This is a genomic window from Pseudomonas alcaligenes, assembly GCF_014490745.1.
Taxonomy (GTDB): Bacteria; Pseudomonadota; Gammaproteobacteria; order Pseudomonadales; family Pseudomonadaceae; genus Aquipseudomonas; species Aquipseudomonas alcaligenes_C.
Genome location: NZ_LZEU01000001.1, coordinates 2,980,952 through 3,005,557, shown reverse-complemented (window position 1 = coordinate 3,005,557; position 24,606 = coordinate 2,980,952). Strand labels below are relative to the sequence as shown.

Below are 24,606 nucleotides of genomic sequence, written 5' to 3'. Positions count from 1 at the left end.
ATCCTCAGTTCAGGGGAACGGTGCGTTGGAGAAAGTCGATTTGGTCGCCGATGGTTCTCTCGAAGGAGTCGCCGAGATAGATATCGAAATGCCCCTCCTTGTAGATCTTGATCTGGCCACGGGGAGCACGACGGGCATGGCGAAGGGTGGCTTTTGCCGGAGCTACCGTGTCGGTTTCACAGACGCAGAAAAGCGTCGGGCAATTCAGCTGCGGTGTTTTCCGACCAGGGAAGTAGGTAAGGATTTGCAGTGCGATGCGGGCAGCGACGTAGTTGGGGAACTGCTTGGCTGCGGCATCAGGAACCAGCTGGAGATAGCCCTGTTCGCAGTCTGCCGCCGACATCATTGCGGTTGAGCCAGGCTTGCCCGCCAGGGCAATCGTTACTGGCGCAGCACCAAACCAGGAACCCAGTTTGTCTGTCAGGGCGCGGATGGTGACCTTGATCGAGGTCTGGGGCGGGACAGCCATGCTGGAGGCCATGCCGTCGGTGAAGGGGCACTGGGAGATCACCGCAGCGACTCTCTGATCATCGGCGGCAGTCGCGATGACATGACCTCCACTGAAGGATGTGCCCCAGAGGACGACTTTGTCTGTATCCACATCAGTGCGCGTCCGCGCGAAGGCGATGGCAGCCTTCCAATCCTGCAACTGCTTGTTCACATCCAGCAGCTGACGCGGTTCACCCTCGCTATCACCAAAATGCCGGTAGTCGAAGACCAGGCAGGCATAGCCGAGGTCTCTAAATCGCTCGGCATAGGCACCGAGTCGCATCACGCGCGTACTCCCCAGGCCATGAGCCATGACGATGACGGGAGCAGGTTTCTTGGTTTTCGGCAGATAGAGCCAAGCCTTACAGCGGCTGCCCTCAGACAGGAACTCAACATCGAGACGGTTCATGGTCATGATCCTGGAGTCGTGTATTGAAATTGTTTTAACTCAAACGTTGGAATCTATTACAACGTTGGATATGACTCTATCCATTGAGTGTGATACCGTCAACCGCCATGACGACCGTGAATTTGACCCGCACCCAACGCCGCGCAGCTGACATGCGCCAGAACCTGGTAGAGATTGCCGAGACCTTGCTGATTGAGGGGGGGATGGCGGCTGTATCAGCAGATGAGGTTGCACGTCGGGCCGACGTGTCCCTGCAAACGGTCTACAACCGGGTGGGTGGGAAGCCTGCTCTGCTCATCGCTATTGCCGAACGCTCGATGGAGGAAAACCGTGCCTACGTCGATAAGGCGTATGACGGTAAGGGGACGCCTGAAGAGCGGGGTCTGCGAATCTTCAATGCGTACGTCAGCTTCGCAATGGAGCGGCCACATCAGTTCCGCATCCTGGCCAACCCCCCAGAAGATCCTGAGGCCATTTCTCGCATTGGCGCGATGGCGCGGGAGCAGATCGCGCACATGGCGGCGATCATTCGCGATGGGATTGCAGAGGAATGGATCGATCCGGAGATGGATCCGGACAGCACAGCGAACGCAGTCTGGTCGATGATGAATGGCGTGCTGACGTTGGCGTTGCGGGATGACGCATTGCGGTCGGAGTCAGTTAGTCGCGAGGCTCTTGTGCAGTCAGCACTGACAATCATCCAGTCTGGCTTGAGAAGTCGCCGCCTTTAGCAATTTCTGCTGCTGAATGTGCAATAGAGCGCGGCGAGCTGCCTCTCTCAACGAATCCACGGCAATTCCTCAAGCCGGCTTCATCCCCCTTGTTCTTTCGTGGGGTTCTAATAGGGGAGCCATTCTTGAGGGCCGAGATCATTGATGTTGCCCGTCGCACTATCCTAGCGTTCAAGCACCCATGAGCAGGAATGGCTGCTTCTGGCCGGAAGCAGCCCATAGTCATCGGCCGCTATCGGCCAGGAGCGGACGGAGAACCATCAGACAAGTATTTCCTGAACCGGTCATCCGCTATGGGTGGAGTTCCCGCATCTGGCTGCAGGCACAATCAGTCAACGAGGCCAGCCAAGACACGAAACAAGGATCTCGCCGCCATGGCCTCTCCGGATAAACAGCAAAACGTGCCCAGCGGGCCAAAGCCAAGGCCAAGCAGAATCGTTCGGGCAAGCCTCAGCCCAAGGCCAATGTCGTACACCCGGTGCTGGCCAATCCGCTGGTCAACGAGCCATTCGATGATGTTGAAATCGACCTGAGCACCTTCGACTTCAATGACATCGAAGAGAACGGTTTCGACCCGGCGCACTTCGACGATCTGTTCCAGGCGATGAAGGTCGGTGAAGGCATCAGCCTGCTGGCGATGTGCCTGGTATTCCTGCAATACCCGGTGTTGGAGCTGGTGGTTGCGGAGGAGTCGCAAGAGTCGGCGATCGACTTCATGATGGGGTTGCTGATCGTCTACCGCGGGATCTTCCACGATGAAGACGAAGATGCGGCCGTGAACTGGGTCGGTGGCGAGGCCTTCCAGAAGGCCTACAACGAGGCCTCGCTGATCCTGGAGAAGAAGAATGCTCGCGGCGCCCCAAGCGCCCGTGTTTGAAACCTTCTAGAGGCCAGGGGAGAGTTATTAACTCTCTCCTGGCGATCAGGCTGCCGGGTTCTCCAGCAGCGGCTGGATAGCCAGCCGTGCAGCCTGGAAGTCCAGACGATCCATGGCCAGATCCAGCACGCTGAATTCAGGGCTGCTCATTTCCGCGAGCAGTGAGGCGCGCATGCGGCTGTAGAGCTGACAGGCATCCAGGCTCTGTTGCTGCAGCAGGGTATCAAGCCGAGCGAGCTCGGTGAGGTCGCAGTCCGGCAGGCTGGCTTCTGGGGCGGTGTACTGGCCCAACCAGAGTTCTGCGGCCTTCAGCGTTGCTTGCAGATCCTGTGTGATCAGAGGAAACAACGCTTCGACGCGGGCGCGGTTGTCGTCGTTGATCGCCTGCTCGATTTGCAGGGCGGTGGCGGCAAAAGGTTTAGCCCCGAGTGTGCCCAAAGAGCCGCGCAGCGTGTGGAATAGCCTGGCGGCATCGCGATGGCGACCCTCCTGCCAGGCGTGGTGCGCATCGGTGATGGGGGAGAGCCCGCTGCTTACCGTTCGCCTGATCTGCGCGACCAGGGTTTCCAGATAGGCCGGGTTGTCCTTGCCCAGGCTCAGCAGCGGTTCCACATTGAAGACGCTCGGGTGCTCATCCGCCTGCTCCAGTGTGCTCGGGATGACCAAGGGCGACAGCCCATCTTCTGCCTGGGTGACAGGTGCCAAGTGTTGGCCAATGGTGGCCAGCATCTGCGCGCAATCGATGGGCTTGGCGACGAAGCCATTCATGCCTGCCGCTACGCACTGCTCGCGCTCGTGACTCAACACCCCGGCAGAAACGGCCAGTACCGGCAGTTGCAGTTGCAGTTCATTGCGGATGACCCGGGTGGCGGAAAAACCATCCATGACCGGCATATGCACATCCATGAGCACGAGCTGATAACGCTGTGCATCGGCACGCAATCTATCGATGGCCTGCTGTCCGTTGTCAGCGATTTCCACGCTCGCGCCGGCCAGTTCGAGCATGCCCTTGGCGACAAACTGATTGAGGGGGTTGTCCTCCACCAGTAGCAGGTGCACGCCTTGCAAGGGCTTGGCTGGCGAGTGCGAGCTGCCGGGGTGGGCGGTGATGGCCTGATCGGTTTGCGTCGCCAGCACCTCTTTCAGCGTACTGAGCAGGCTGGCGCTGGTGACGGGCTTGAGCAGCACCGCCTCGATCTCTGCCGCCGCCGTGGTTTGCATGAGTGCGCTGCGGTGAAAGGCGCTGACCATGATGATGCTGGGTGGAGGAGGCTGGGTCGGGGCCAGTGCACGGATTGCCTGCAGGGTGCGCAAGCCATCCATTTCAGGCATCTGCCAATCGGCGATGAGCAGATCGAAGAACTCGCCACGCAGGGCCTGCGCACGCGCCAGCTGCAGTGCTTCCTGGCCCGATGCGACGCCATCGACCCGGGCCTGCCAGCTGGCGATGGTCTTGCTCAGGTACTCGAGACTGGTTGGGTTGTCATCGACCACCAGAATGCGCCGGTTCTCCAGGCTGAATGCTTCGACAGCCTGGCTTGGCTGCCGGGCGAGCGGAAGCGGCAGCTCAACGCGGAACTCGCTGCCGGCGCCTGGCGTGCTCTGTACCTCGATGGAGCCGCCCATCATGGATACCAGGCGCTTGCAAATCGTCAAACCCAGCCCCGTGCCGCCAAAGCGGCGGGCGATGGAGCTGTCGGCCTGGGTAAAGGGGGTGAACAGCCGGGCCTGCTGCTCGGCGGTGATGCCGATGCCGCTATCGCGTATCCGAAAGCGCAGGCAGGCGGTCTCTGCATCGGCGCTCAGTTGCTGCACAAGCAGGGCAACTTCGCCGTGCTCGGTGAACTTGATGGCGTTGCCCACCAGGTTGACCAGTACTTGCTGCAGCCGCTGGGCATCGCCGATAAAGGCCTCCGGGACGTCGGGTTCGACCCCGATGATCAGTTCCAGGTCTTTCTCGGCGGCATTGACCGACATCACGGTGGCCAGCGCACTGAGCACCTCGCCCAGGCGGAACGGAGCTGGCGTGATCGCCAGATGGCCTGCCTCCAGCTTGGAGAAATCCAGTACATCGTTGAGGATGCCGAGCAGGGATTCGCCTGCCCCTCGCAGCATCTGCAGGTACTTGTTCTGCTCGGCGGACAGGTGGGTGTTCGACAGCAATTGGGTGAGGCCCAGCACCGCATTCATCGGGGTGCGAATCTCGTGGCTCATGCTGGCCACGAAGTCGCTTTTGGCCCGGCTGGCCTCTTCGGCACGCTCCATGGCATTGCGTAGCAGCTGCGCCGCCTCTTGCTCGTTGCTGATGTCTTTGGCGATGCACAGGAACCCCATGATCTCGCCGGCCGAGTTGCGTACCGCGGTCACCGTAAGCTGCACGGGAAGCCGCGAGCCATCCTTGCGCACATAACTCCATTCGTGCGTTTCGGCCTGCCCCTGGCGGGCCATGGCGACAATCACGTCGAATCCCGCCACCGGGGTGTCGAGAAGCAGGCTCAACTCCGCGCCCCGTGCCTCTACCTCTGCGTCGACATGCAGCACGGCTGGTGTCAGCTGATCGACCAGTTCGTCGGCGCGGTAGCCCAGCATCTGCTCGGCGCCGGTGTTGAATATCTTGATGGTGCCTCTGACATCGGTGGCGATGATGGCGAACTCGCTGGCGGCATTGACCAGCGTGCCGAAACGGATCTCCGATTCGGTGAAGGCGACGGTCAACTGCTTGGCAAGCTCTTTGGCGTTCTCCCGCAGGGTGGTCAGGTTGCGCACGATAAAGAACAGCAGGAGGCTGATCAGCGAGCCGCCAACCAGCACGACGATCGACTTCTGGCGGTCTACCGAGGCCTCGAAGGCCGGCAGCGTGGTGAGCCTGAGCGTCCATTGATGCTCAGCCAGCGATATCGTGGTTTGCCGGATGAGCGGGTTGGGGTACTCGGCCTGCTGTTCGGGCGACAACGAGCCGCTGGAGTACATCAGGGCGGACTCGCCAGTCGTGTCGCCATCGAAGATCTGCAAGGCGATTTCCGCGGTTTTCGTCCCGAGCGTACCTGCCATGAAATCGTTCATGCGGAGCGGGCTGTAGACAAAGCCTTCCAGCGCCTGGCTGCGTTCTGCTGGCGTGGTGAGCGCCGCGCCATGGCGGTAGATCGGTAGATACAGCAGGGCACCGGTCTGGACGTTGCTCTCTGTCTCCTGCACCAGCTTGACCTTGCCCGACAGGGTCGGCCGGCCGGAATCTCTGGCCAGGTTCAGGGCGGCTCGGCGTACAGGTTCGGTCAGCATGTCGAAACCAAACGCCCGCAGGTTGCGCCTGGTGAAGGGCTCGAGGAACAGGACGGCGGTGTATTCCGCACGCTCGCCGGCAGGCCAGATCTGAAAGTCGGGAAACCCTTCGTGCCGTACCTTGCTCTCCAGTTCGACCTTCTGCCCATGGCTGAAGTGTTTGGCGAAACCGATGCCCTGAATACCCGGATAGGTCTGCTCGGTATCCTGGGCCTGGACAAACTCCCGCCATTCCTCCCGTTGAACCTGGGTGGAGGCGCGAAACAGCCCCTGTCCGCTGCGCAGCACCTGCTCATAGGTTTTCAGGCGCTCGTCGATGCGCTGCTTGACGTCGCGTACTAGATGCTCAAACCGATCCGCCGCCTGGGTCTGTGCTCCCGACGCGATAAAATGCCAGGCCAGCACGGTCAGCCCCAGGCTGACCAGCAGCACCCCCCACTGCGGGCGAACCTGACGAAACGGCACCTTGCCCAGCGCCTTGTGCAGGGCCTGCGCCCGCTCGGCAAGGTCGGTCGCCAGTACCAGGCCGGTGATGCTGGCGAGTGCGATAAAGATTTCCAGCGTCAGCAGGGACTCGTTCAAGGTGCCGGTTGCAAAGGGGCCGTAACCTTGTGTCGTGCTCCAGACGGCGCTACCGGTGACCACCAGCAAGACCAGGGTTACGGCGCGCAGGCCATAGCGATAGGCACTCCAGGCGATGGCCGGGAACAGCAGATACACCAGGGCCCGATTCCAGGCATCGCTGGGCAGGCGCTGGCCGAACAGGGTCAGCAGCACCAGCGCCAGGGCCAGCCCCGACAAGGCCATCTCGGCGATAGAGCGTGCGGGCCCGGATGCATCGGGGCGGGTGATCCAGCTGACCAGAAACGGCGTCAGCATGACGATGCCGGCGGCATCGCCCAGCCACCAGGTGGTGAAAATGACCGTGTGCGCGGCTTCTGGCGCGATACCGCTGAGAATCAGGCTGGCGGTGCCAATCCCGGCGCTGACCGTGCACATCAGCAGGGTGATCAGCACAAACTGGGCAACCGATAGCGGGGTCGGCAGGAAGCGGTCGGCTTTCACCCAGGCATGCAGCATGTAACAGCCGACCATGGCTTCGAGGGTGTTGCCGATAGCAATGCTCGCCGACATGGCGATCGACGTACCGCCAGTGGCGACATGATTGGCCGCAAACACCGCCAGGTTGGCGGCAAAGGCACCGATGGTGATGCCGGGCCAGATGCGATAGCCGAACAGCAGCAGGGCCGCGAAGGCAATGCCCGATGGCGGCCAGACCGGCGAGGCGTTGCTGTTGGCGAAGGCCAGCAACAGCCCGAGTCGGGCTGCCGCATAGTAAATCCCGGCCAGGACAAGGAAGGTAGCCAGCCAGTGTGCGGGAGTCGTAGGGCGCAGCGTGTTAAAGCGCATGAGCAAAGCCCCTTGCGGCTTGCCTGGCAATCATGGCCAGTGGTTGACGATGGCCCGGTTGCGACCGTCCGATTTTGCCTGGTACAGCGCCTGGTCGGCGGCCGCAAGCAACTGTTGCACGGAGCCCTGGCCGGACGGTACCACCGACACCAGACCGACGCTGATGGTGACCTGGGGCGCCGTGGCCGAGTGCTGGTGGGGAATCTGCAGTTCCCGGATCAGCTCGCAGAGCCATTGGCCGTATTTCTCGGCGTCCGCCGTGTCGGTGTGCGGCACAATGACCGCGAACTCTTCGCCACCGTAGCGCGCCACCAGTTCACCGGGACGCCGGGCAACCGTGTTGATGGCCCTGGCCACGCGCTGCAGGCAGGCGTCACCCTGGGGGTGGCCGTAGTGATCGTTGTAGGCCTTGAAATGATCGACGTCGATGATCGCCAGCGCGAGGGGCAGGTGCTGGCGGCGGTGCCGCTCGAACTCCTGCACCAGCACTTCATCGAGGTAGCGGCGGTTGTACAGCCCGGTCAAACCGTCGCGATTGACGAGCTGGCGCATCATCGCCGCGTGCTGTTGCAGACGCAGGTGGGTCTGCACGCGTGCCCGCACCACAGGCGGGTTGAACGGCTTGCTGATGAAGTCCACGGCACCGGCTTCCAGCGCCGCGATTTCATGCTCCATGCCGGTATTGGCCGTGACAATGATGATGGCGCAATCCTGGGTCGTCGGGGCGGTCTTGAGCGCCGTACAGACCTCGTAGCCATTCATGCCGGCCATTTCTACATCCAGCAGGATCAACGCCGGCTGCTCCCGCTGCGCCAGCTGTATGCCTGCTTCGCCATTGGTGGCGAACAGGATCCTGCCCAGATCCTTGAGCATGCTGTTCAACAAGCGAATGGCATCGGGGCTATCGTCGATGATCAGGATCAGATTCGACTCGGGATCCAGCTCCGGCATTAAGACATCCCTGGCGTTTGGAGTGTGGGCATGACGAAGGTACTTCAACTCGACTGTATAGCAGCGCCAGGCCTATTGTTCCCGTTTGCTGCCGCCAGAGCCCAGTGAACTCATGGTTTGCGCAGTGAGCATGCAGACATCACGAACCTGACTCAGTGTAGGTATATCTGCCTTGCTCCGGCATCGGCGGATAACAATTGGCCGCCGACTTTGTCGGGGATGGGCTCTGGGGAAACTGGCCTATTCAGGCAGGGCCACGCAGCCAGAGGGCAGGGGCGCACTCGCTCAGTCTCGCTCCTGAACCACGGTTGGCAGCCCGTCATGCAGCTGACGCCGGTCGGCAAGAAGCTGGTGGCCAGACTGGATGCGCACTGGGCCGCGACCGTTGTAAGCATCGAACAGCTGGAAGAAGAGATCGGCCACCCGCTCCGGCGGGTGTTGGAAGACACGGCCAGGGCCCGCGCGCAGCAGGGCTGTTCGCAGCGCCTGGGCCGCATCAAGCAGCGCCTGATAGTGGAGGGCTCGACCCATGACTGACACTGCCGCAGCAAACCGCAACTGGTTCGAGCAGGGGGGCTCGGCCTACGCACGGTTTCGGCCGGAGTACCCGCCAGAGCTGGCCGCGTATCTGGCTGCCGTGGCGCCTGACCGGAGGCTGGCGGTCGACGTCGGCTGTGGCAACGGCCAGCTCACCAAGCAGCTCGCCGGGTATTTCAGCTCCGTGGCGGGCTTCGACCCCAGTGCGGATCAGATTGCCCACAGCGTGCCGCAGGAGAACGTCAGCTACCGCTGCGCGCCAGCAGAGGATCTGCCGCTGCCGAGCCATAGTACGAGCCTGGTGACGGCGGCGCAGGCGGCGCACTGGTTCGACTTGCCCAGGTTCTACAGCGAAGTGCGCCGGGTGGCCGTGCCGCAGGCGATCCTGGCGCTGATCAGCTATGGCGTGTTGCGCCTGGATGGTGAGCTGGGCGCGCGTTTCGCACACTTCTACTGGCACGAAATCGGCCCCTACTGGCCGGCCGAGCGCAAGCTGGTGGACAGCGGTTACGCGACCCTCGATTTTCCCTTCGCCGAGCTTGAGAGCCCGCCGCTGGCCATTCAGCTGGAGTGGGATTTCGCCGAGTTCCTCGGCTACGTCTCGACCTGGTCGGCGGTGCGCAGTGCCCGGGATGCCGGGCGCGAGGATCTGCTGCAGCGCTTCGCTACAGAAGTCGCCGAGCTCTGGGGCGAGCCTGCCACGCGGCGCTCGATCAGCTGGCCGGTGAACATGAGGATCGGGCGTCTATAAGCAGCCCGCAGCTCTGGCAGATATCGTTACCGCGTGCCGACCAGCCCAGGCGCCGCTTGTGTGCGCCACGCCAAGAATAATTTCCTGGCCAGGCGCTAACATCCGCGGCCGTCCCATCCTTCCAACAGCCGGATTCCCCGTCATGAAACTGCGTCTGCTGCCCGCCAGCCTGCTTCTCGCCTGCACCCTGACCCACGCCGCCGAATCGGCGCCTGTTCCCAAGGCCCTGCAGGAGCAGGTCGGGCACCTGGTGGCGCTGCTCAAGGACAGCTATGCCACTGGCTACCCCGAGGCGACCATGACCCAGACCCTGGATACCGGCGAGGAAAGCCAGGTGACCCTGGCGGTGTTCACCGTCGAGGGCTTCGGCATGGGCAACAACTACAGCCAGTACCTGGCAGCCTTCACCCCGGAGGCCAACGAGGAGGGAGTGGAGCATTACAGCCTGCTCGATGTGGTGCCCATCGGCGGTGACAGCTGGCGGGCGATCGAGAAGCTGGAGGCCAAGCTGGTCAGCGACCCGGCGGGTGAGCAGACCCTGATCGACATCCCGGTGATGGAAAACACCGACGACGATGCGCCGAATTTCCCCAGCCGTGCCGGCGTCATCCACCTGTCTCTGGAAGGATCGCGGGCGATCCGGCTGGTGGAGGTCAAGTAAACGATCATGCAAGAGCGCCAGGACGCAGATCCCTGGCTCTCTTGCATGCCGCGCTTCAGTCTGCGGCCAGGATCGTGCGCAGGGGCGCCGGGGCGTACAGGGCGCTCTGGAACTCCGGCACGTATTCGTACTTCATCAGCCGGCCCAGCTGCAGGGACTTGATGTAGGTCGACAGGCTGCCGTCGCTCAGGCCGAGATTGACCGACTCCGCGCTGGTGCTGGAGGCATGGCTCTGCTGGCGGGAAACCGCGTAGCCGTAGCTCAGCTCGCCGTTGTGGGCGATGTTGGTGAAGCTGTTGGTGGTCAGCTCGACCTCGTCGGACAGATCGTCCAGTTTCTCCGTCTCCAGGGTGACGTCGACCTTGCCGGTCTGGCTGTCGATGATCTCGTAGACCACCGACTTGTCGGTTTCCCGGTAGTTGATGGCGGTCAGCCACTTGGGCAGGTTGTAGCCGACCACGCCGCGTACCCGGGCGAGCTCCGTGTTGACCGGGAGCTTGAGCACGTAGCCCCAGAAATCGTGAGACAGCGACTGGCCCACCAGGCTGATGGGCCCCAGGTTGGAGCTGCCCGGCTTGCTGGTGATGATCGACAGGGCGATCTCGTTGTAACTGTCGTTGTCGCAGTAGTGGTAGGAGTAGGCGGTGAGGGCGACCAGGCCTCGGCCGGGCCAGACCTGCAGCGGCTGCACCTGCTGCAGCACCTCGGCCGGCATCAGCGCCTTGAGCCTGTCCAGATCCGCGGTGAACACCGCCGTGACCCGGCTGTTCCTGTAGTAGAAGTTGGGCGAGTAGGACTCGAAGCCCATATCCACCCTGGTCTTCTTCAGTTCCTTGAACCATGACAGGTCGATGTCCGGCGCTTCGGCGGCAATCACGCTGAGCGGCGGGTTGGAGTGGTAGCGGTCGTACAGGCCGCCGGCCGTCACGGGCACCTCATGGCCGGCGATGCTGGTGGTCGCCATGGGGGCGGGCGCTGCTGCAGCCCATGAGCAAAGCGCAACGGTACTCAGGAAGACGCCTGCCAGTACGGCCTTGTTTCGGTGTTTCATGTCTGTTCGTTCTCCGCGTCAGGGTGAGGTTCTCGCCGACAGAACCTGCGTGTGCGGCCGCCAGGCGAGGGCTTGGCGAACCGGGCAGAGAAACCGTAACGTTAAAGTTAAGTTTAATGTCAAGCGCGGATATTCGGGCTCACGCTCTTCTGCTGGCTTAGCGTGGGCGGGCGGCGCGGAAAGAGTGCAGGGTGATGGGTTGTGCTGCCTTGGCGGCTCAGACGCCGGCCCTGCCGCCGGCGTCGAACAGGTGCGCGAAACCTTGCAGGGTGTTGTCGACGAAGCGCGCGTCGCTGGTGCCGGCGGGGAACTGCAGTACGCCGTGAATCACCAGCGAGGCCAGGCCGTGGGTGTAGGACCAGCCCGCCAATGCGGCGCGGCGGACGTCGGCGCTGTCCATTGGCTGGCCGAGTATCTCGGCGATGATGCGCCTGAGCTCGCCGAAGGCTTCGTCGCGGGCTTCGCGGTATTCCAGGGGCATCTCGTTGCCGCCTAGTTCCGGGCCGAACATCAGCTGGTACAGCGCCGGGTTGGCGCGGGCGAAGCTGAAGTAGGCCAGGCTGGCATCCCGCAGCTTCTGCAGGCCGGCGTTGCCCTGATCTTCCTTGCGCAGTGCCACACCCAGCTCGCGAAAGCCCTGGGCTGCCAGCTGGCCGACCAGTTCGGCGCGGTTGGCGTAGTGGTGATAGGCGGCCGTCGAACTCACCCCGACCCGTTCCGACACGGCGCGCAGCGACAGTTTGGTCGGCCCCACTTCCTCGAGCATTTGCCGCGCGGCCTCGAGCAGTTGCGGGGCGAGGTTGCCTACGTGGTAGGTATCGCGGGCGCGCTGGGGTGTCTTGCTCATGCGGGGGAGGGCCTTGATTGCGTAGGTGTCGGGCGCTGCGATCTTAGCATTCGGAAATATCTTGACGGTGCTAAGATTAAGATCTTAGCATCGCTAACATTCAACCCATGAGGTGCTTCCATGGCTTCAACCTATGAGTGTTTCGCGGTCAGCGTCGACAACGGTATCGCCCACCTGCAACTCAACCGTCCCGACAAGGCCAACAGCCTGACACGGGCCTTCTGGAGCGAACTGCCGGAGGCGGTCGAGCAGCTGAGCCGTTCGGGCCAGGTGCGGGCCATGGTCATCTCGGCGCAAGGCAAGGTGTTCTGCGGCGGTCTGGACATGCAGATGTTTTCCACGGCCAAGGAATTCCACGCCAAGAGCCCGGAAGAGCGCGAGGTGCTGCAGGTCAACCTGGAGCGCATGCAGGGCGCGCTGAATGCCCTGGAGCGGGCGCGCTTCCCGGTCATCGCGGCGGTGCAGGGCGCCTGCATCGGCGGCGGCTTCGACCTGATCGCCGCCTGCGACCTGTGCTTCGCCAGCGAGGCGGCCAAGTTCCGCATCGAGGAAACCAATGTCGGCATGATGGCCGACCTCGGTGTGCTGCAACGCCTGCCGCGGCTGATTCCGGCCGGCGTAGCGCGCTACCTGGCGCTGACCGGTGACAGCCTGGATGCCGCCGAAGCCTACCGCCTGGGCCTGCTGGCCAAGGTTTTCGCCACGCCCGAGGAGCTGCTGGCCGGCGCGTTTGCCGCCGCGCGCAAGATCGCCGAGCGCCCGCCGGTGGCGATCAACGGCATCAAGCGCGCGATGCTCTACAGCCGTGATCACGGTGTCTACGAATCCCTGCAACACACCGTGCTGCTGCAGAGCGCCATCCTCAGCGGCCAGGACATCCTGCGCTCGGTCGGCGCGCGGATGAGCGGGACGCCGGCGCAGTTCGCCGACCTGATCGAGCTGCAGGAAACCTTCTGAGGCATTTTTTTAACCAGATCTTATCGTTGATAAGTTTGAGGTGAGTGATGACCCATTACGACGCCGTGGTGATCGGTGCCGGCAACGCCGGGCTGACCGCCGCGACTGCACTGCAGCGCGGCGGTAGCCGCACCCTGCTGGTCGAGCGCCACAACATCCCGGGTGGCTGCGCCACGTCCTTCGTGCGCGGCAACTTCGAGTTCGAGGTCGCGCTGCATCAGCTCAGCGGCCTGGGCACCGAGGACAAGCCGTTCGTGATGCGCAAGTTCTTCGACAAGCTGGGGGTGCTGGACAAGGTCGAGTTCATCCAGGAGCACGCGCTGTATCGCCTGGTGGTGCCCGGCGAGCTGGACGTCACCCTGCCGGCCAGCTGGTCGGGCATCCGCCGCCTGCTGCAGGACATGTATCCGGCCGAAAGCGAGGCCATCGAGCGCTTCATGCTGGTCTGCGAGAAGGTCACCCTGGAAAGCTTCATGACCCTGCCGCAGGCCTCGCGCGCCAACAGCGAGGCCATGCTCAAGTCGCTGTGTCCGTACTACGTGCAGTACGGCTTCCGCCCGGCCCGCGAGGTGCTCGACGAGTTCTTCAGCGACGCCAAGCTGAAGAACATCCTCGCCACCTACTGGCTCTACCTCGGGGTGGCGCCGAGCATGCTGCCGTTCGCCGACCTGGCCACCATGCTCTACGCCTATGCGGTGTTCAAACCCTGGCACATCAAGGGCGGCTCCCAGGCCATGTCGACGGCGCTGGTGGAGTCCTTCCTCGAGGCGGGCGGCGAGGTGCGTTTCAACTGCGGCGTGGAGCAGATCCACACCGAGGACGGGCGCGTCTGTGGCGTCAGCCTGGAGGGTGGCGAGCGGGTCAGCTGTGACGCGGTGGTGTCCAACGCCAGCCCGTTGATCACCTTCAACGAACTGCTCGATCTCGAGCGGCCGCCGCTGAAGATCCAGCAGGACTTCAAGTCGCGGCGCATGGGTACCTCGGCCTTCGTCATCTACCTCGGCCTGGATTGCACGCCGCAGGAACTGGGGGTGACTACCGCCTCCAGCTTCATCTACGAGACCCTCGACGAGGAGCAGATCCACGCGCGCATGGGCAGCTTCGAGCCGCCGCTGGGCGGCATGCTCACCTGCTACAACCTGGAAGACCCGAGCGCCGCGCCGGCGGGCAAGAGCCAGGTGGTACTGGTCTGCCTGCAGTACGGCGATGTGTGGAAGTCGGTGACGCCGGAGCGCTATGCGCAGACCAAGTACGAGTTCGCCGAGAAGCTGATCGCGGTGATCGAGAAGGTCTACCCCAAGGTGCGCCAGCACATCGAGGAGGTCGAGGTGGCCACGCCGCTGACCATGATGCGCTACCTCAACACGCCGGGCGGCGCCATCTACGGCTTCCAGCAGAGCGCGCAGGACTCGGCGCTGCTGCGTGAGCGCCTGGACGCCGTGCCGGGCCTGTACATGGCCGGTTCCTGGACATCCATGGGCGGTTTCCAGCCGACCTACATGGCCGGCGAATCGACCGCCCGCGCCGTGCTCAAGCAACTGAAGACCAAAGAGGTGGAGCATGTCTGAGCAGAATGCGTTGAACCTGATTGCCGGCTTTTCCGACGCTGTCGCCGCCAAGCTGGCGCTGGAACAGAGCGGTAGCGACTTCTATGAAGTACGTGGCGAGGTGGGCAGCACCGTGGTGCAGCTGCACCCCAAGCGCCTGGCACTGCAGGTCGCCGAGATCATCGAGGACACCCCGAGCACCAAGACCCTGCGCCTGGTGGCGGTCGACGGCCAGGCGCTGCCGCCGTTCCAGGCCGGGCAGTACATCAACCTGTTCGTCGACATCGACGGCGTACAGACGGCGCGGCCCTATGCCATGTCCTCTTCGCCCTCGCAGCGCATGCACTACGACCTGACGGTGAAGCGGGCCAAGGGCGGCTTCGTCTCCAGCTATCTGCTCGACCGGGTGGCCGTGGGGCAGCGCCTCACCAGTTCCGGGCCGATGGGCACCTTCCACCACAACCCGCTGTTTCACGGCGACGACCTGGTGTTCCTCGCCGGCGGCTCGGGCGCGGCGCCGGCGCGCAGCATTCTGCTGAACATTCTTGATCGCCAGCTGCCGCAGCGCCTGCACATGGTCTACCTGAACAGCCATGTCGACGATGTGATCTTCGCCGACGAGCTGCGCGAGCTGGCCAGCCAGCATGCCAACTTCACCCTGAGCGAAGTGATCTCGCGTCCGCCGGCTGGCTACAGCGGTCGCAGCGGCCGCCTGAACCGCGCCATGCTGCAGGAGCTGCTGGGCGAGATCGGCAACCAGATGTTCTACATCTGCGGCCCGACGCCGTTCAACGACAGCTGCGTGGCGCTGCTGACCGAGCTGGGCGTGGTGCGCCGGCGCATCCGCGTCGAGGCCAACGGTGCGCCCAAGGCGCCGCACGAACAGGATGGCTGGCCCGCGGGCGTGAGCCTGGAAGACGAAGTGCAGATCACCGTGCAGGGCCGTGGCAGCTTCCGCAGCCGCGTCGGCGAACCCTTGCTCAACGCCCTGGAGCGCAACGGCTATTTTGCCGAGAACGCCTGCCGCTCGGGCGAATGCAGCCTGTGCCGGGTCAAGCTGCTATCCGGCCCGGTGTTCAATCCGCAGGAAGCGCACCTGCGCAAGTCCGACCGCGACTTCGGCTGGATCTATTCCTGCGTGGCGTTCCCCACCGGGGATATCGAAGTCCTGCTGTAAGCCGGCGCGAGCGGTGCCACCTGCCGCTCGCAGCCGCCAATAACAAGACAACGAGAATGGCGATGACTACCCGCCGTTGGGAACAGCACTATCCAGCGCATCTGCAGGGTTACCGGATCGACACCGCGTGGTTGTCAGCCAGCCTCGCGGATTGCGCCCGAGAAGCTGCGCAACGTTTCGCCGCTGCGCCAGCCTTCACCCAGGTGCTGCCCAACGGCCTGCATGCCGATCTGTCCTTTGCCGAGATCGACCGGCTGTCCAGCGCCTTTGCCGCCTACCTGATGCAGGAGCAGGGGCTGCAGGCGGGGCAGCTGCGGGCCTGACTGCTACGCCGTTGGTCACGCCGGTTTGCCGGCGTGGCGACAGGGGCTATGCCTAAAGGAGGCATCGTCTGCAGGGAGGCTCCGTCATGACCGCGCGCTGGCTGGTTCCATTGCTTCTGTCGTTCTCCGTCATTTCCGCTTGCACCCTGGATCGCTCGGTAATTGCCGCCATGCCGGGTGGCAGCCTGAGTGCCACCCCCAGCCTGGCCTGTGCCGGCGATACGGTGACTATCGCCTGGGACACCCACAGGCCACGCAACCCGGCCTTCTGTGCCTTTGGCAATGGCAATACCCCGACGTTGCAGCGCTGTGAGAGCAGCGCCGGGTGTTCGGCGGCGGGGGCTGGCGCGATCTGCCTGGATAACTTCTGCAACAACTGTTCGGCGGTTACCGGCATGCGTCGCCGGCAGGCCGAGTGTGCTTCGCCCAGCAATCAGGGCTGCGAACCCAATCTCAACGCGCGTATCGAGATCACTCCCGAACCCGATCCGCCGTTGGCCGATGCCAGCGAGATCACCTTGCACCGTGGCGAGCGTAGTTTCGTGATCAACGAGAGCAGCGCCATTGCCTTTCGCGGTGACGTGATCGATGCCGAAGGGCAGCGCGCCGGGGTCGACGGCGCTATCGGCCGGGTCGACCTGGATGCGCGCGTCGAGGTGGTGTCCAGAGACTTCCGGCGTATCGCCGCCAATGCCTATGAGTGCCTGGGCGGCACTCGCAACTGGGGCGGCACGCGGCTGGAGGATCTGTTCGCCGGTGCCTCATCCACCATTCATCTGGTCAGCATCCACAACCCCAACAGCTACGCGGTGGTTGGCAGTCTCAACGGTAGCCCGTTGCGCCTGGCAGCCCGCGAGACCATCAACGTGGATCTGCCGCTGGTGGGGGTGATCCAGGCCCAGCCTGATCCCGATTTCCTGCGTACCTTGCCGCCGGTGCAGTGCACCGCCAGCCATGTCAGCGGTAGCCTGCCCAGTGCGCCGCTGCAGCTGACGGCCGCTTGCGCGGCGCCTTAGCCGGCTAGCTCGGAAACTCCAGGATAAAGCGCGTCCAGCCCGCCGCCGACTCGCAGCGAATACTGCCCTCGTGGGCCAGGACGATGGAGCGGGTGATGGCCAGTCCCAGTCCGGCGTGCTCGGCACCGCCTTCGCGGCGTGCCGGGTCGGCGCGGTAGAAGCGGTCGAACAGGCGCTCGCGCTGTTCCTCGGTAATGGCCGGGCCCTGGTTGGCCACCTCGATATAGACCCGGTGCTCGGTTGCCGTTGCATGCAGGCGCAGTTCTCCCCCCGCGGGGGTGAAGCGCAGGGCGTTGTCGAGCAGGTTGCTCAGGGCGCGCCGTAGCAGGGCACGGTCGGCGACCAGGCGGGCGTCGCCGCTGACCTGGAGATGCACCGCCGCTTCCTCGGCCAGCGGGGCAAAGTACTCGGCCAGGGTGGCCAGCTCGTGGTTCAGTTGCAGCGGCTCGCGGCGGGTCTGCAGCAGGCCGTTGTCGGCCTTGGCCAGCAGGAGCATGTCACCGACCATCTGCGCCAGGTGCTGCAGCTCCTCCAGGTTTGAGTGCAGGGCCTCCTGGTAGTCCTCCAGGGGCCTGGGCTGGCTGAGGATCACCTGGGTCTGGGTCAGCAGGTTGGATAGCGGCGTGCGCAGCTCGTGGGCAATGTCGGCGGAAAAGGCCGAGAGGCGGGCAAAGGCATCTTCCAGACGCGTCAGCATGGCGTTGAAGGCTTCGCCCAGCTCGGCCAGTTCGGCGGGCATGTCCTGTTGCGGCAGGCGGCTGGTCAGCGAGCTGGCGGAGGTCTGCCGGATCACGCCGGTCATCTGCCGCAGCGGCTGCAGGCCGCTGCGTGCCACCCAGGCGCCGAGCAGGGCGGTGGCTAGCGCGGAGAGACCGACGCAGAGCCAGATCAGGCGCTGCATGCGCTGCAGGAAATGCTGGTGGTGACTGATGTCGAGCAGCAGGCTGAGCTGGCCGCCATGGGCCAGGGGCTGGCTCAGCACGCGGTAGTCGACATGCCCGTGTTGCCAGCGGTACAGGGGCTCGCTGCTGGCGGGCAGGCTGGCCAGTTGCGGCAGGCTGGCGAACCACTGCTGGCCATCCGGGCCGGTCAGGCGTAGCGCCAGTTCCGGGTGGCGTTGCAGCTCCTGGAGCAGTTGCGGGCGCTGCACCTCCAGTTGTGCCGGGCTCTCGACGCCGCGCAGCAGTTCGGCGAACAGGCTCAGCTTGCCTTCCATCTGCTGGCGATCCAGCTCGACGAAGTGCGCCTCGCTGGCCTGGCTGAACAGCAGGCCGGCCAGCAGCGCTACCGTGGCCGCGCAGAGGGCGAACAGCAGGGCGATGCGGTTCTGCAGCGACAGGTGCCTCATCGCGCCTCCAGCACGTAGCCCATGCCGCGCACGGTGTGGATCAGCGGCTGGGCGAAGCCTTCGTCGACCTTGGCGCGCAGGCGGCGGATGGCCACTTCGATGACGTTGGTGTCGCTGTCGAAATTCATGTCCCACACCTGCGAGGCGATCAGCGACTTGGGCAGCACTTCGCCCTGGCGGCGCAGCAGCAGCTCGAGCAGGGCGAATTCCTTGGCGGTCAGTTCGATGCGCCGGCCGGCGCGCTCGGCGCGGCGGCGCAGCAGGTCGAGGCTGAGATCGGCCAGTTGCAGGGTGCTGTCCTGCGGTGCGCCATTGCTACGCCGTAGCAGGCTGCGCACGCGGGCCAGCAGCTCGGTGAAGGCGAACGGCTTGACCAGGTAATCGTCGGCGCCGGCCTCCAGGCCGCGCACGCGATCCTCGATGGCGTCGCGGGCGGTGAGAAACAGCACCGGCATGCCCAGGCCGGCGGCACGCACGCTGCGCAGGATCTGCCAGCCATCACGGCCGGGCAGCATCACATCGAGGATCAGCAGGTCGTGCTCGCCGCTCAGCGCCAGCTGCTCGCCGCTCAGGCCATCCTGGGCCAGCTCGACGCTGAAGCCGGCTTCGCTCAGACCCTGGCGCAGGTAGTGGCCGGTCTTGGGTTCGTCTTCGACGATCAGCAGTTTCATTTGGGGCTCACAGCCGCGGGACTCATGGCATCGACAGTCGGCTTTATACGCCAGGCGGCGGGGCGAATGGGCAAAGCTGACAAAGATGTAATCTTCGCGTCAGCTTAGCGCCAGCGGCGGCTCCCTAGAGTGGCGACAAACCTACCGATGGAGTTTCGCCATGTCCGCACGTCTGTTCCTGCCGCTGCTTTGCGCCTTCAGCCTGCCGGCCCTGGCCGAGGGCGGCCACTTCGCCTTCGGCCAGCCGGCGGAGGCCGCCAAGGCCGACCGTACTATCGAGATCACTCTGGGCGACATGTACTACGAGCCTAGCTCGGTGCAGGTCAAGGCCGGCGAGACGGTGCGCTTCGTGCTGAACAACCAGGGCAGCCTGCTGCACGAGTTCAGCCTGGGCGATGCGGCCATGCACGCCGAGCACCAGAAGCACATGCTGATGATGCAGCAGATGGGCATGATCGGTGAGGACGGCATCAAGCCGATGGATCACTCCAGCATGGGCCAGGGCATGGCCGGCATGGATCACGGCAAGATGGCCCATGACGACCCCAACACGGTGATGATTCCCGCCGGCAAGAGTGCCGAGCTGACCTGGACGTTCGCCAAGGCCACCGGCCTGGAGTTCGCCTGCAACATCCCCGGGCATTACCAGGCCGGCATGGTCGGCAAGCTGGATGTGCAGCCATGAGGCAATTGCTGCTCTGGGCGCTGCTGGGCGTGAGCCTGAGCGCCCAGGCCGGGCGCTACGAACTGGTGATCGACGAGGGCGAGGTGCGCTTCAGCGACGGCAAGCGCCAGGCGCTGACCATCAACGGCCAGAGCCCGGCGCCGGAGCTGCGCTTCCAGGAGGGCGAGGAGGTCGAGATCGCCGTCACCAACAAGCTCGACCGCATGACCGCGCTGCACTGGCACGGCATCATCCTGCCCTACACCCAGGACGGCGTGCCGGGTATCAGCTTCCCCGGCATCAAGCCGGGCGAGACTTTCACCTACCGCTTCACCGTCAAGCAGTCCGGCACCTACTGGTACCACGCCCACGCCGACTTCCAGGAGCAGGAAGGCCTGTACGGCCCGCTGATCATCGAGCCCAAGGGCCGCGAGCCGTATCGCTACGACCGCGAGTACACCGTGTTGCTGTTCGACTGGCAGGACGAGAAGCCCGAGCGCACCCTGGCCAACCTGAAGAAGCAGGCCGATTACTACAACGATCAGCAGCAAACCCTCGGCGACTTCTTCGGCGATGTGGCCCGCGATGGCCTGTCCACAACGCTCAAGGATCGCTGGGCCTGGGGCAGCATGCGCATGGCCAAGACCGATATCGCCGATGTCGGCGGCTTCCGCTTCCTGGTCAACGGCCGCGACGCCGAGCAGAACTGGACGGCGCTGTTCAAGCCGGGCGAGCGGGTGCGCCTGCGCATCATCAACGGCGCGGGCATGAGCTACTTCGATCTGCGCATCCCCGGCCTGCCGCTGACCGTGGTGCAGGCCGATGGCAACGATGTGCAGCCGGTGGTGGTCGATCAACTGCGCCTGGCGGTGGCCGAGACCTACGACGTGATAGTCCAGCCCAAGGAAGACAAGGCTTACGCCCTGGTCGCCGAATCCATGGATCGGCGTGGCCAGGCCCTGGCCACCCTGGCGCCGCGTGACGGCATGCGCGCCGAGGCGCCGCCGCTGCGCGCACCGCGCCTGCTGAGCATGAGTGATATGGGTATGAGCCACGACATGGCCGGCATGGAGCATGGCGCGATGGCAGGCATGGATCATTCCTCCATGGCGGGCATGGATCACTCGCAGATGGCCGGGATGGATCATGCGGCCATGACCGCGCAGGGCAATCCGGACTACGCCGCTGGCAGCGGCGTGGCGCCCGAGCCGGTCGATGGCGGGCGCGTGCTGGTCTACGGCGATCTCAAGGCCATGCGCCCGGCCGCCGGCTACCGCGCGCCGGATCGCACCATAGAGCTGAAGCTGACCGGCAACATGGAGCGCTACTTCTGGTCATTCGATGGCGTGAAGTACTCCGCGGCCGAGCCGATCCGCCTCAAGTACGGCGAGCGGGTGCGCTTTCGCTTCGTCAACCAGACCATGATGAACCACCCCATGCACCTGCACGGCATGTGGATGCAGCTGGACAAGGGCAACGGCCGTTTCAACCCGCTCAAGCACGTGGTCAACGTCGCCCCCGGGCAGAGCCTGGAGGTGGATGTGCCGGTGGAGGCCATGGGCGAGTGGGCCTTCCACTGTCACCTGATCTACCACATGGCCAGCGGCATGTTCCGCAAGATCGTGGTGGAGGCAGCGGATGGCAGCACCCAGCCGTTCTACGAGCCGCAGCCAGCCGCCAAGGAGAGCGAACATGCGCACCACTAATCATCTCGTCCTCGGCCTGCTATTCGCCACTCCGGCGCTGGCCATGGAGCAGCATATGGACGCCATGCCGGTGGCCAAGCTGGCCGTCGACCATCTGGAGCAGCGCTTCGACGGCGACGACCAGGCCCTGGCCTGGGAGCTGGAGGCGACCTACGGTAATGACCTGCACAAAGTGGTGCTGAAGAGCAACGGCGAGCGCGGCGAGGGTGGGCCGACCGATTCCAGCGAGACCCAGCTGCTGTATCGGCGCATGGCCAGCGAGTTCTTCGACTGGCAGGCCGGCCTGCGCCACGACGACCAGCCGGGGCCGGCGCGCAGTTACGCGGTGCTTGGCCTCAAGGGCCTGGCGCCGCAATGGATCGAGCTGGACGCCAACCTGTTCCTCAGCGAACGCGGCGACGCCTCGCTGCGCGTCGAGGCCGAGTACGAGCTGCTGCTGACCCAGCGCTGGGTGCTGGAGCCCAAACTGGAGTACGACCTGGCCCTGGACGATGACCGCGACCTGGGCGTCGGCGCCGGTGGCAGCACCCTGGAGGCCGGGCTGCGCCTGCATTACCGGGTCAGCCCGCAGTTCTCGCCCTATGCCGGCTATGTCTGGGAGAAGACCTATGGGCGCAGCGGCGACTGGCTGCGCGCGGCGGGTGAGCAGGACGAGGAGGGCGCCTGGGTGGTCGGTTTGAGGTTCTGGCTGTAGGGCGGGTGAAGCCCGCGTCAGGCATTCGCGGGTTTCACCCGCCCTACGGGGTATACTGCCCGCCGTTTTTCCGTTTTCCAGGCCGCCAGCATGCAGCATCCCGCCGAACACTCGCCGCTGGGCAAATCCAGCGAATACGTTTCCCAGTACGCTCCCGAGCTGCTGTTCCCCATCTCCCGCACTACCAAGTGGGCCGAGCTGGGGCTGACGGCTGACAGCTTGCCCTATCAGGGCGTGGACTACTGGAACTGCTACGAGCTGTCCTGGCTGACCCCCAGCGGCAAGCCGGTGGTCGCCATCGGCGAGTTCGCCATCCCGGCCGACTCGCCGAACATCATCGAGTCCAAGTCGTTCAAGCTCTACCTCAACTCGCTGAACCAGAGCGCCTACGCCAGCCAGGCCGAGGTGGAGCAGGTGCTGACGCGCGATCTCTCCGCCTGTGCCGGCGCGCCGGTGGCGGTGCGGGTGCGCAGCCTGGATGCGGTGGCGGCCGAAGGTGTGGCCGTGCTGGCCGGGCGCTGCGTCGACGAGCTGGAGATCAGCGTCAGCGACTACGCTCATCCGCGTCCGGAGCTGCTGCGCTGCGAGGCTGGCAAGGTCGTCGAGGAAACCCTCTACAGCCATCTGCTCAAGTCCAATTGCCCGGTTACCGGCCAGCCGGACTGGGGCACCCTGGTGGTCGAATACCGTGGCCCGCGGCTGGATGCCGCCAGCCTGCTGGCCTACGTGGTCAGCTTCCGCCAGCACCAGGACTTCCACGAGCAATGCGTGGAGCGGGTGTTCCTCGACCTGCAGCGCCTGCTGCAGCCAGAGGCGCTGACGGTATATGCACGTTATGTGCGCCGCGGCGGGCTGGACATCAACCCGTACCGCAGTACTGCGGCGATCAGCCCGGACAACCGCCGGCTGGTACGCCAGTAACGAAAAAGCCCGCTAAATAGCGGGCTTTTTCGTTGGCGGGGCTCAGATGCCCATGTTGGCCAGGCTCTGCAGGATATTGCGCAGGGTGCCGGTGAGCGTCGGGTGCTGGCTCTCGAAGCGCTCCACGGCCAGGTTGACGCCATCGACCAGAGTGGCGTCGGGGGCGCTGGCCAGCTCGCGGGCCAGCTTCAGGTCGATCTCCTGCATCAGTTCGAGCAGTGCGGCACGGTCGTCCGCGTCCAGCGGGGTGTCGTCGGCGAGCTCCTCGCGCAGTTGCTGGAAGTGTTGCTGCAGGCGTGCGGACATGGTCGTCTCCTTCTTGGCTACCGCAGAGTTGACCCGAGCAGGGCGCCCGGGTTCGCTCCCTCTAGCTAAAGGTTAATCCACGGCGCTTGCGCCTGCCTGATCCAGGACAAGTTTTGGATATCAGGGTTTTTCGCCCTTGTGCCGGCGCGCGGCGAGGTCGGCCAGGCAGGCGGGCAGTTCGCCGGGGTGATCGATCACCGAGTGGGCGCCAAGCCGGTAGAGCTGCAGGGTAGCGGTGGCGCGCAGGTGCTCGCGCTCGTTCGCCGCCAGGGCCTGCCAGTCGCCCTGGGCCAGGCCGCAGAGGGTGCCGCAGCTGGCCAGGCCGATGCACCACAGGCCGGCGTTGAGGCCGGCCTGGAGCAGCAGCGGGTCGCTGGCAATCAGCACGCAGCCATCCAGCTGCCCGACCTGCAGGGCGCTGAGGGCCTGCCAGATGCTGTCCGGCGCGGGCCAGGGGCGGGCGCCATTGGTGCGGGGCGGGTTCACCCAGGCCGGCAGCACCCGTGCCAGTTCCTGGCAGACGGCCTCCGGCAGCTGCTCCAGCCAGGCGCAAGGCAAGGCCTGCTGCTGCAGCTGGGCGAGCAGCTCGAGAACCTGCGGCAGGGGTTCGGCGCGCTCACCGGCGGCGGCCAGCAGGGCAGGCTGCAGGCGCGGGTCATGGCTGTCGAGCGAGTCGGCCAGGCGGCTGTGCTGCAGGGCGATGGGGCGGGTGCGCGCGCCGAAGTCGACCAGGGTGCCGGTCAGGCCGAACAGCAGGGCGGTGAAAGCCGGTGGCATGGCAGCCTCGTTTGCCGTGGGGTACGGCCAGGCTAACCAACACCGGTGACGGTTCGATGACGCCTTGGCGTCAGGCGCCGAGGCTGGCGCGCACGCTGTCCGGCACGGGCACCGACTGGTTGCTGGCGTGGTCGATCCAGACCAGCTTGCAGTAGCCTTCGCCATAGCAGCTGTGCGGGTCTTCCAGGGTGCTCAGACGGTGTTCGACTACCAGGCTGCTGCGCCCGACGGCACCGGCGTACAGCTCGATGACCACAGTGGCCGGGTGCACCACCGGCTTCAGGTAGGTGTGCAGGGTCTGCAGCACCACCGGGCCCTGGGCGGCGTGGTCGATGTCGATGCCGACGCTGGCGAACCAGCCGACGCGCGCCTCCTGCACATACTCCAGGTAGACGGTGTTGTTGACGTGGCCGTAGTTGTCCATGTCGCCCCAGCGCACCGAGATATGAGCGGTGTGGATCAGACGTTTATCCGACATGCTGGTGTCCGCTATGCTGCTGGTTAGA

At 64.7% G+C, this 24,606-nt stretch carries 24 protein-coding genes and 1 pseudogene; 15 read left to right on the top strand and 10 right to left on the bottom strand.

From position 1 onward, the window contains the following. Positions 1-4: 4 nt before the first annotated feature. Positions 5-898 (bottom strand): alpha/beta hydrolase, encoded by an 894-nt coding sequence (locus A9179_RS13550; protein WP_187806676.1) that lies wholly within the window; start codon positions 896-898, stop codon positions 5-7. Between A9179_RS13550 and A9179_RS13545 the strand changes: the two genes are divergently transcribed. The 3 genes and pseudogenes from A9179_RS13545 to A9179_RS13535 all read left to right on the top strand — a co-directional run bounded on the left by A9179_RS13545 (position 897) and on the right by A9179_RS13535 (position 2,506). After that, complete coding sequence (locus A9179_RS13545; protein WP_187808666.1) at positions 897-1,049, top strand: hypothetical protein; 153 nt, start codon at positions 897-899, stop codon at positions 1,047-1,049. The two genes, A9179_RS13550 and A9179_RS13545, sit on opposite strands and share 2 nt — an antisense overlap. Position 1,050: 1 nt before the next feature. Next, the gene (locus tag A9179_RS13540; protein WP_223123212.1) at positions 1,051-1,629 is read left to right on the top strand and encodes a TetR/AcrR family transcriptional regulator; all 579 of its coding nucleotides are present in this window, start codon (positions 1,051-1,053) and stop codon (positions 1,627-1,629) included. Between the two features lie 374 nt (positions 1,630-2,003). Then, positions 2,004-2,506, top strand: a pseudogene (locus A9179_RS13535) (hypothetical protein). Positions 2,507-2,551: 45 nt separating this feature from the next. On the opposite strand, the gene A9179_RS13530 reads toward A9179_RS13535, so the two are convergent. Together A9179_RS13530 and A9179_RS13525 are read right to left on the bottom strand one after the other, a co-directional pair. After that, a complete protein-coding gene (locus tag A9179_RS13530; protein ID WP_187806672.1) occupies positions 2,552-7,195 on the bottom strand; it encodes a CHASE domain-containing protein in 4,644 nt (1,547 codons plus the stop codon). A gap of 30 nt (positions 7,196-7,225) precedes the next feature. Continuing rightward, positions 7,226-8,146 carry a diguanylate cyclase domain-containing protein gene (locus A9179_RS13525; RefSeq protein WP_187806664.1) on the bottom strand — a complete coding sequence of 307 codons (921 nt, stop codon included), beginning with the start codon at positions 8,144-8,146 and terminating at the stop codon, positions 7,226-7,228. Positions 8,147-8,467: 321 nt separating this feature from the next. On the opposite strand from A9179_RS13525, the gene A9179_RS13520 reads away from it, so the two are divergent. From A9179_RS13520 to A9179_RS13510, 3 genes are all read left to right on the top strand, one after another. After that, entirely contained in the window at positions 8,468-8,683 is a 216-nt protein-coding gene (locus A9179_RS13520; RefSeq protein WP_187806657.1) for a hypothetical protein, read from the top strand. Continuing rightward, positions 8,676-9,434: a class I SAM-dependent methyltransferase gene (locus tag A9179_RS13515; protein ID WP_187806655.1), complete on the top strand. Its 759-nt coding sequence runs from the start codon at positions 8,676-8,678 to the stop codon at positions 9,432-9,434. Before A9179_RS13520 ends, A9179_RS13515 begins: the two co-directional genes overlap by 8 nt. Before the next feature lie 142 nt (positions 9,435-9,576). After that, positions 9,577-10,095, top strand: a complete 519-nt coding sequence (locus A9179_RS13510; RefSeq protein WP_187806652.1) for a hypothetical protein — start codon at positions 9,577-9,579, stop codon at positions 10,093-10,095. A 55-nt stretch (positions 10,096-10,150) separates the two neighbouring features. On the opposite strand, the gene A9179_RS13505 is transcribed toward A9179_RS13510, so the two are convergent. Together A9179_RS13505 and A9179_RS13500 are read right to left on the bottom strand one after the other, a co-directional pair. Next, positions 10,151-11,146 (bottom strand): acetoacetate decarboxylase (ADC), encoded by a 996-nt coding sequence (locus A9179_RS13505; protein WP_187806650.1) that lies wholly within the window; start codon positions 11,144-11,146, stop codon positions 10,151-10,153. 217 nt (positions 11,147-11,363) lie between these two features. Then, on the bottom strand, positions 11,364-11,993 hold the full coding sequence (locus A9179_RS13500) for a TetR/AcrR family transcriptional regulator (protein WP_187806648.1): 630 nt from the start codon (positions 11,991-11,993) through the stop codon (positions 11,364-11,366). Positions 11,994-12,113: 120 nt separating this feature from the next. Here A9179_RS13500 and A9179_RS13495 point away from each other — a divergent pair, with 120 nt between their 5' ends. The 5 genes from A9179_RS13495 (at position 12,114) to A9179_RS13475 (ending at position 17,013) form a co-directional block, all read left to right on the top strand. Next, positions 12,114-12,950: an enoyl-CoA hydratase-related protein gene (locus tag A9179_RS13495; protein WP_187806646.1), complete on the top strand. Its 837-nt coding sequence runs from the start codon at positions 12,114-12,116 to the stop codon at positions 12,948-12,950. A 47-nt stretch (positions 12,951-12,997) separates the two neighbouring features. Next, positions 12,998-14,518 (top strand): phytoene desaturase family protein, encoded by a 1,521-nt coding sequence (locus A9179_RS13490; protein WP_187806644.1) that lies wholly within the window; start codon positions 12,998-13,000, stop codon positions 14,516-14,518. Then, positions 14,511-15,674, top strand: coding sequence for an FAD-binding oxidoreductase (locus tag A9179_RS13485; protein WP_187806642.1), 1,164 nt, complete (start codon positions 14,511-14,513; stop codon positions 15,672-15,674). Before A9179_RS13490 ends, A9179_RS13485 begins: the two co-directional genes overlap by 8 nt. Before the next feature lie 62 nt (positions 15,675-15,736). Further along, entirely contained in the window at positions 15,737-15,997 is a 261-nt protein-coding gene (locus tag A9179_RS13480; protein ID WP_262410590.1) for a hypothetical protein, read from the top strand. An 86-nt stretch (positions 15,998-16,083) separates the two neighbouring features. Then, on the top strand, positions 16,084-17,013 hold the full coding sequence (locus A9179_RS13475; RefSeq protein ID WP_187806639.1) for a hypothetical protein: 930 nt from the start codon (positions 16,084-16,086) through the stop codon (positions 17,011-17,013). Positions 17,014-17,017: 4 nt separating this feature from the next. On the opposite strand, the gene A9179_RS13470 is transcribed toward A9179_RS13475, so the two are convergent. Further along, on the bottom strand, positions 17,018-18,361 hold the full coding sequence (locus tag A9179_RS13470; RefSeq protein WP_187806637.1) for a heavy metal sensor histidine kinase: 1,344 nt from the start codon (positions 18,359-18,361) through the stop codon (positions 17,018-17,020). Beyond that, entirely contained in the window at positions 18,358-19,032 is a 675-nt protein-coding gene (locus A9179_RS13465) for a heavy metal response regulator transcription factor (RefSeq protein ID WP_187806635.1), read from the bottom strand. Before A9179_RS13465 ends, A9179_RS13470 begins: the two co-directional genes overlap by 4 nt. Positions 19,033-19,192: 160 nt before the next feature. Here A9179_RS13465 and A9179_RS13460 point away from each other — a divergent pair, with 160 nt between their 5' ends. The 4 genes from A9179_RS13460 to queF all read left to right on the top strand — a co-directional run bounded on the left by A9179_RS13460 (position 19,193) and on the right by queF (position 23,017). After that, positions 19,193-19,717, top strand: coding sequence for a cupredoxin domain-containing protein (locus tag A9179_RS13460; RefSeq protein ID WP_187806633.1), 525 nt, complete (start codon positions 19,193-19,195; stop codon positions 19,715-19,717). After that, on the top strand, positions 19,714-21,402 hold the full coding sequence (locus A9179_RS13455; RefSeq protein WP_187806630.1) for a copper resistance system multicopper oxidase: 1,689 nt from the start codon (positions 19,714-19,716) through the stop codon (positions 21,400-21,402). The genes A9179_RS13460 and A9179_RS13455 overlap by 4 nt, the downstream gene beginning before the upstream one ends. Continuing rightward, entirely contained in the window at positions 21,389-22,096 is a 708-nt protein-coding gene (locus tag A9179_RS13450; protein ID WP_187806628.1) for a copper resistance protein B, read from the top strand. The genes A9179_RS13455 and A9179_RS13450 overlap by 14 nt, the downstream gene beginning before the upstream one ends. 90 nt (positions 22,097-22,186) lie before the next feature. Continuing rightward, positions 22,187-23,017 carry an NADPH-dependent 7-cyano-7-deazaguanine reductase QueF gene (gene queF / locus A9179_RS13445; RefSeq protein WP_187806626.1) on the top strand — a complete coding sequence of 277 codons (831 nt, stop codon included), beginning with the start codon at positions 22,187-22,189 and terminating at the stop codon, positions 23,015-23,017. Between the two features lie 42 nt (positions 23,018-23,059). Here queF and A9179_RS13440 read toward each other — a convergent pair whose 3' ends face one another. The 3 genes from A9179_RS13440 to A9179_RS13430 all read right to left on the bottom strand — a co-directional run bounded on the left by A9179_RS13440 (position 23,060) and on the right by A9179_RS13430 (position 24,578). Further along, positions 23,060-23,323 carry a DUF4404 family protein gene (locus tag A9179_RS13440; RefSeq protein WP_187806623.1) on the bottom strand — a complete coding sequence of 88 codons (264 nt, stop codon included), beginning with the start codon at positions 23,321-23,323 and terminating at the stop codon, positions 23,060-23,062. A 120-nt stretch (positions 23,324-23,443) separates the two neighbouring features. Beyond that, complete coding sequence (locus A9179_RS13435) at positions 23,444-24,100, bottom strand: HAD family phosphatase (protein WP_187806621.1); 657 nt, start codon at positions 24,098-24,100, stop codon at positions 23,444-23,446. Positions 24,101-24,170: 70 nt separating this feature from the next. Continuing rightward, positions 24,171-24,578 carry an acyl-CoA thioesterase gene (locus A9179_RS13430; RefSeq protein ID WP_187806618.1) on the bottom strand — a complete coding sequence of 136 codons (408 nt, stop codon included), beginning with the start codon at positions 24,576-24,578 and terminating at the stop codon, positions 24,171-24,173. Positions 24,579-24,606 lie beyond the last annotated feature (28 nt).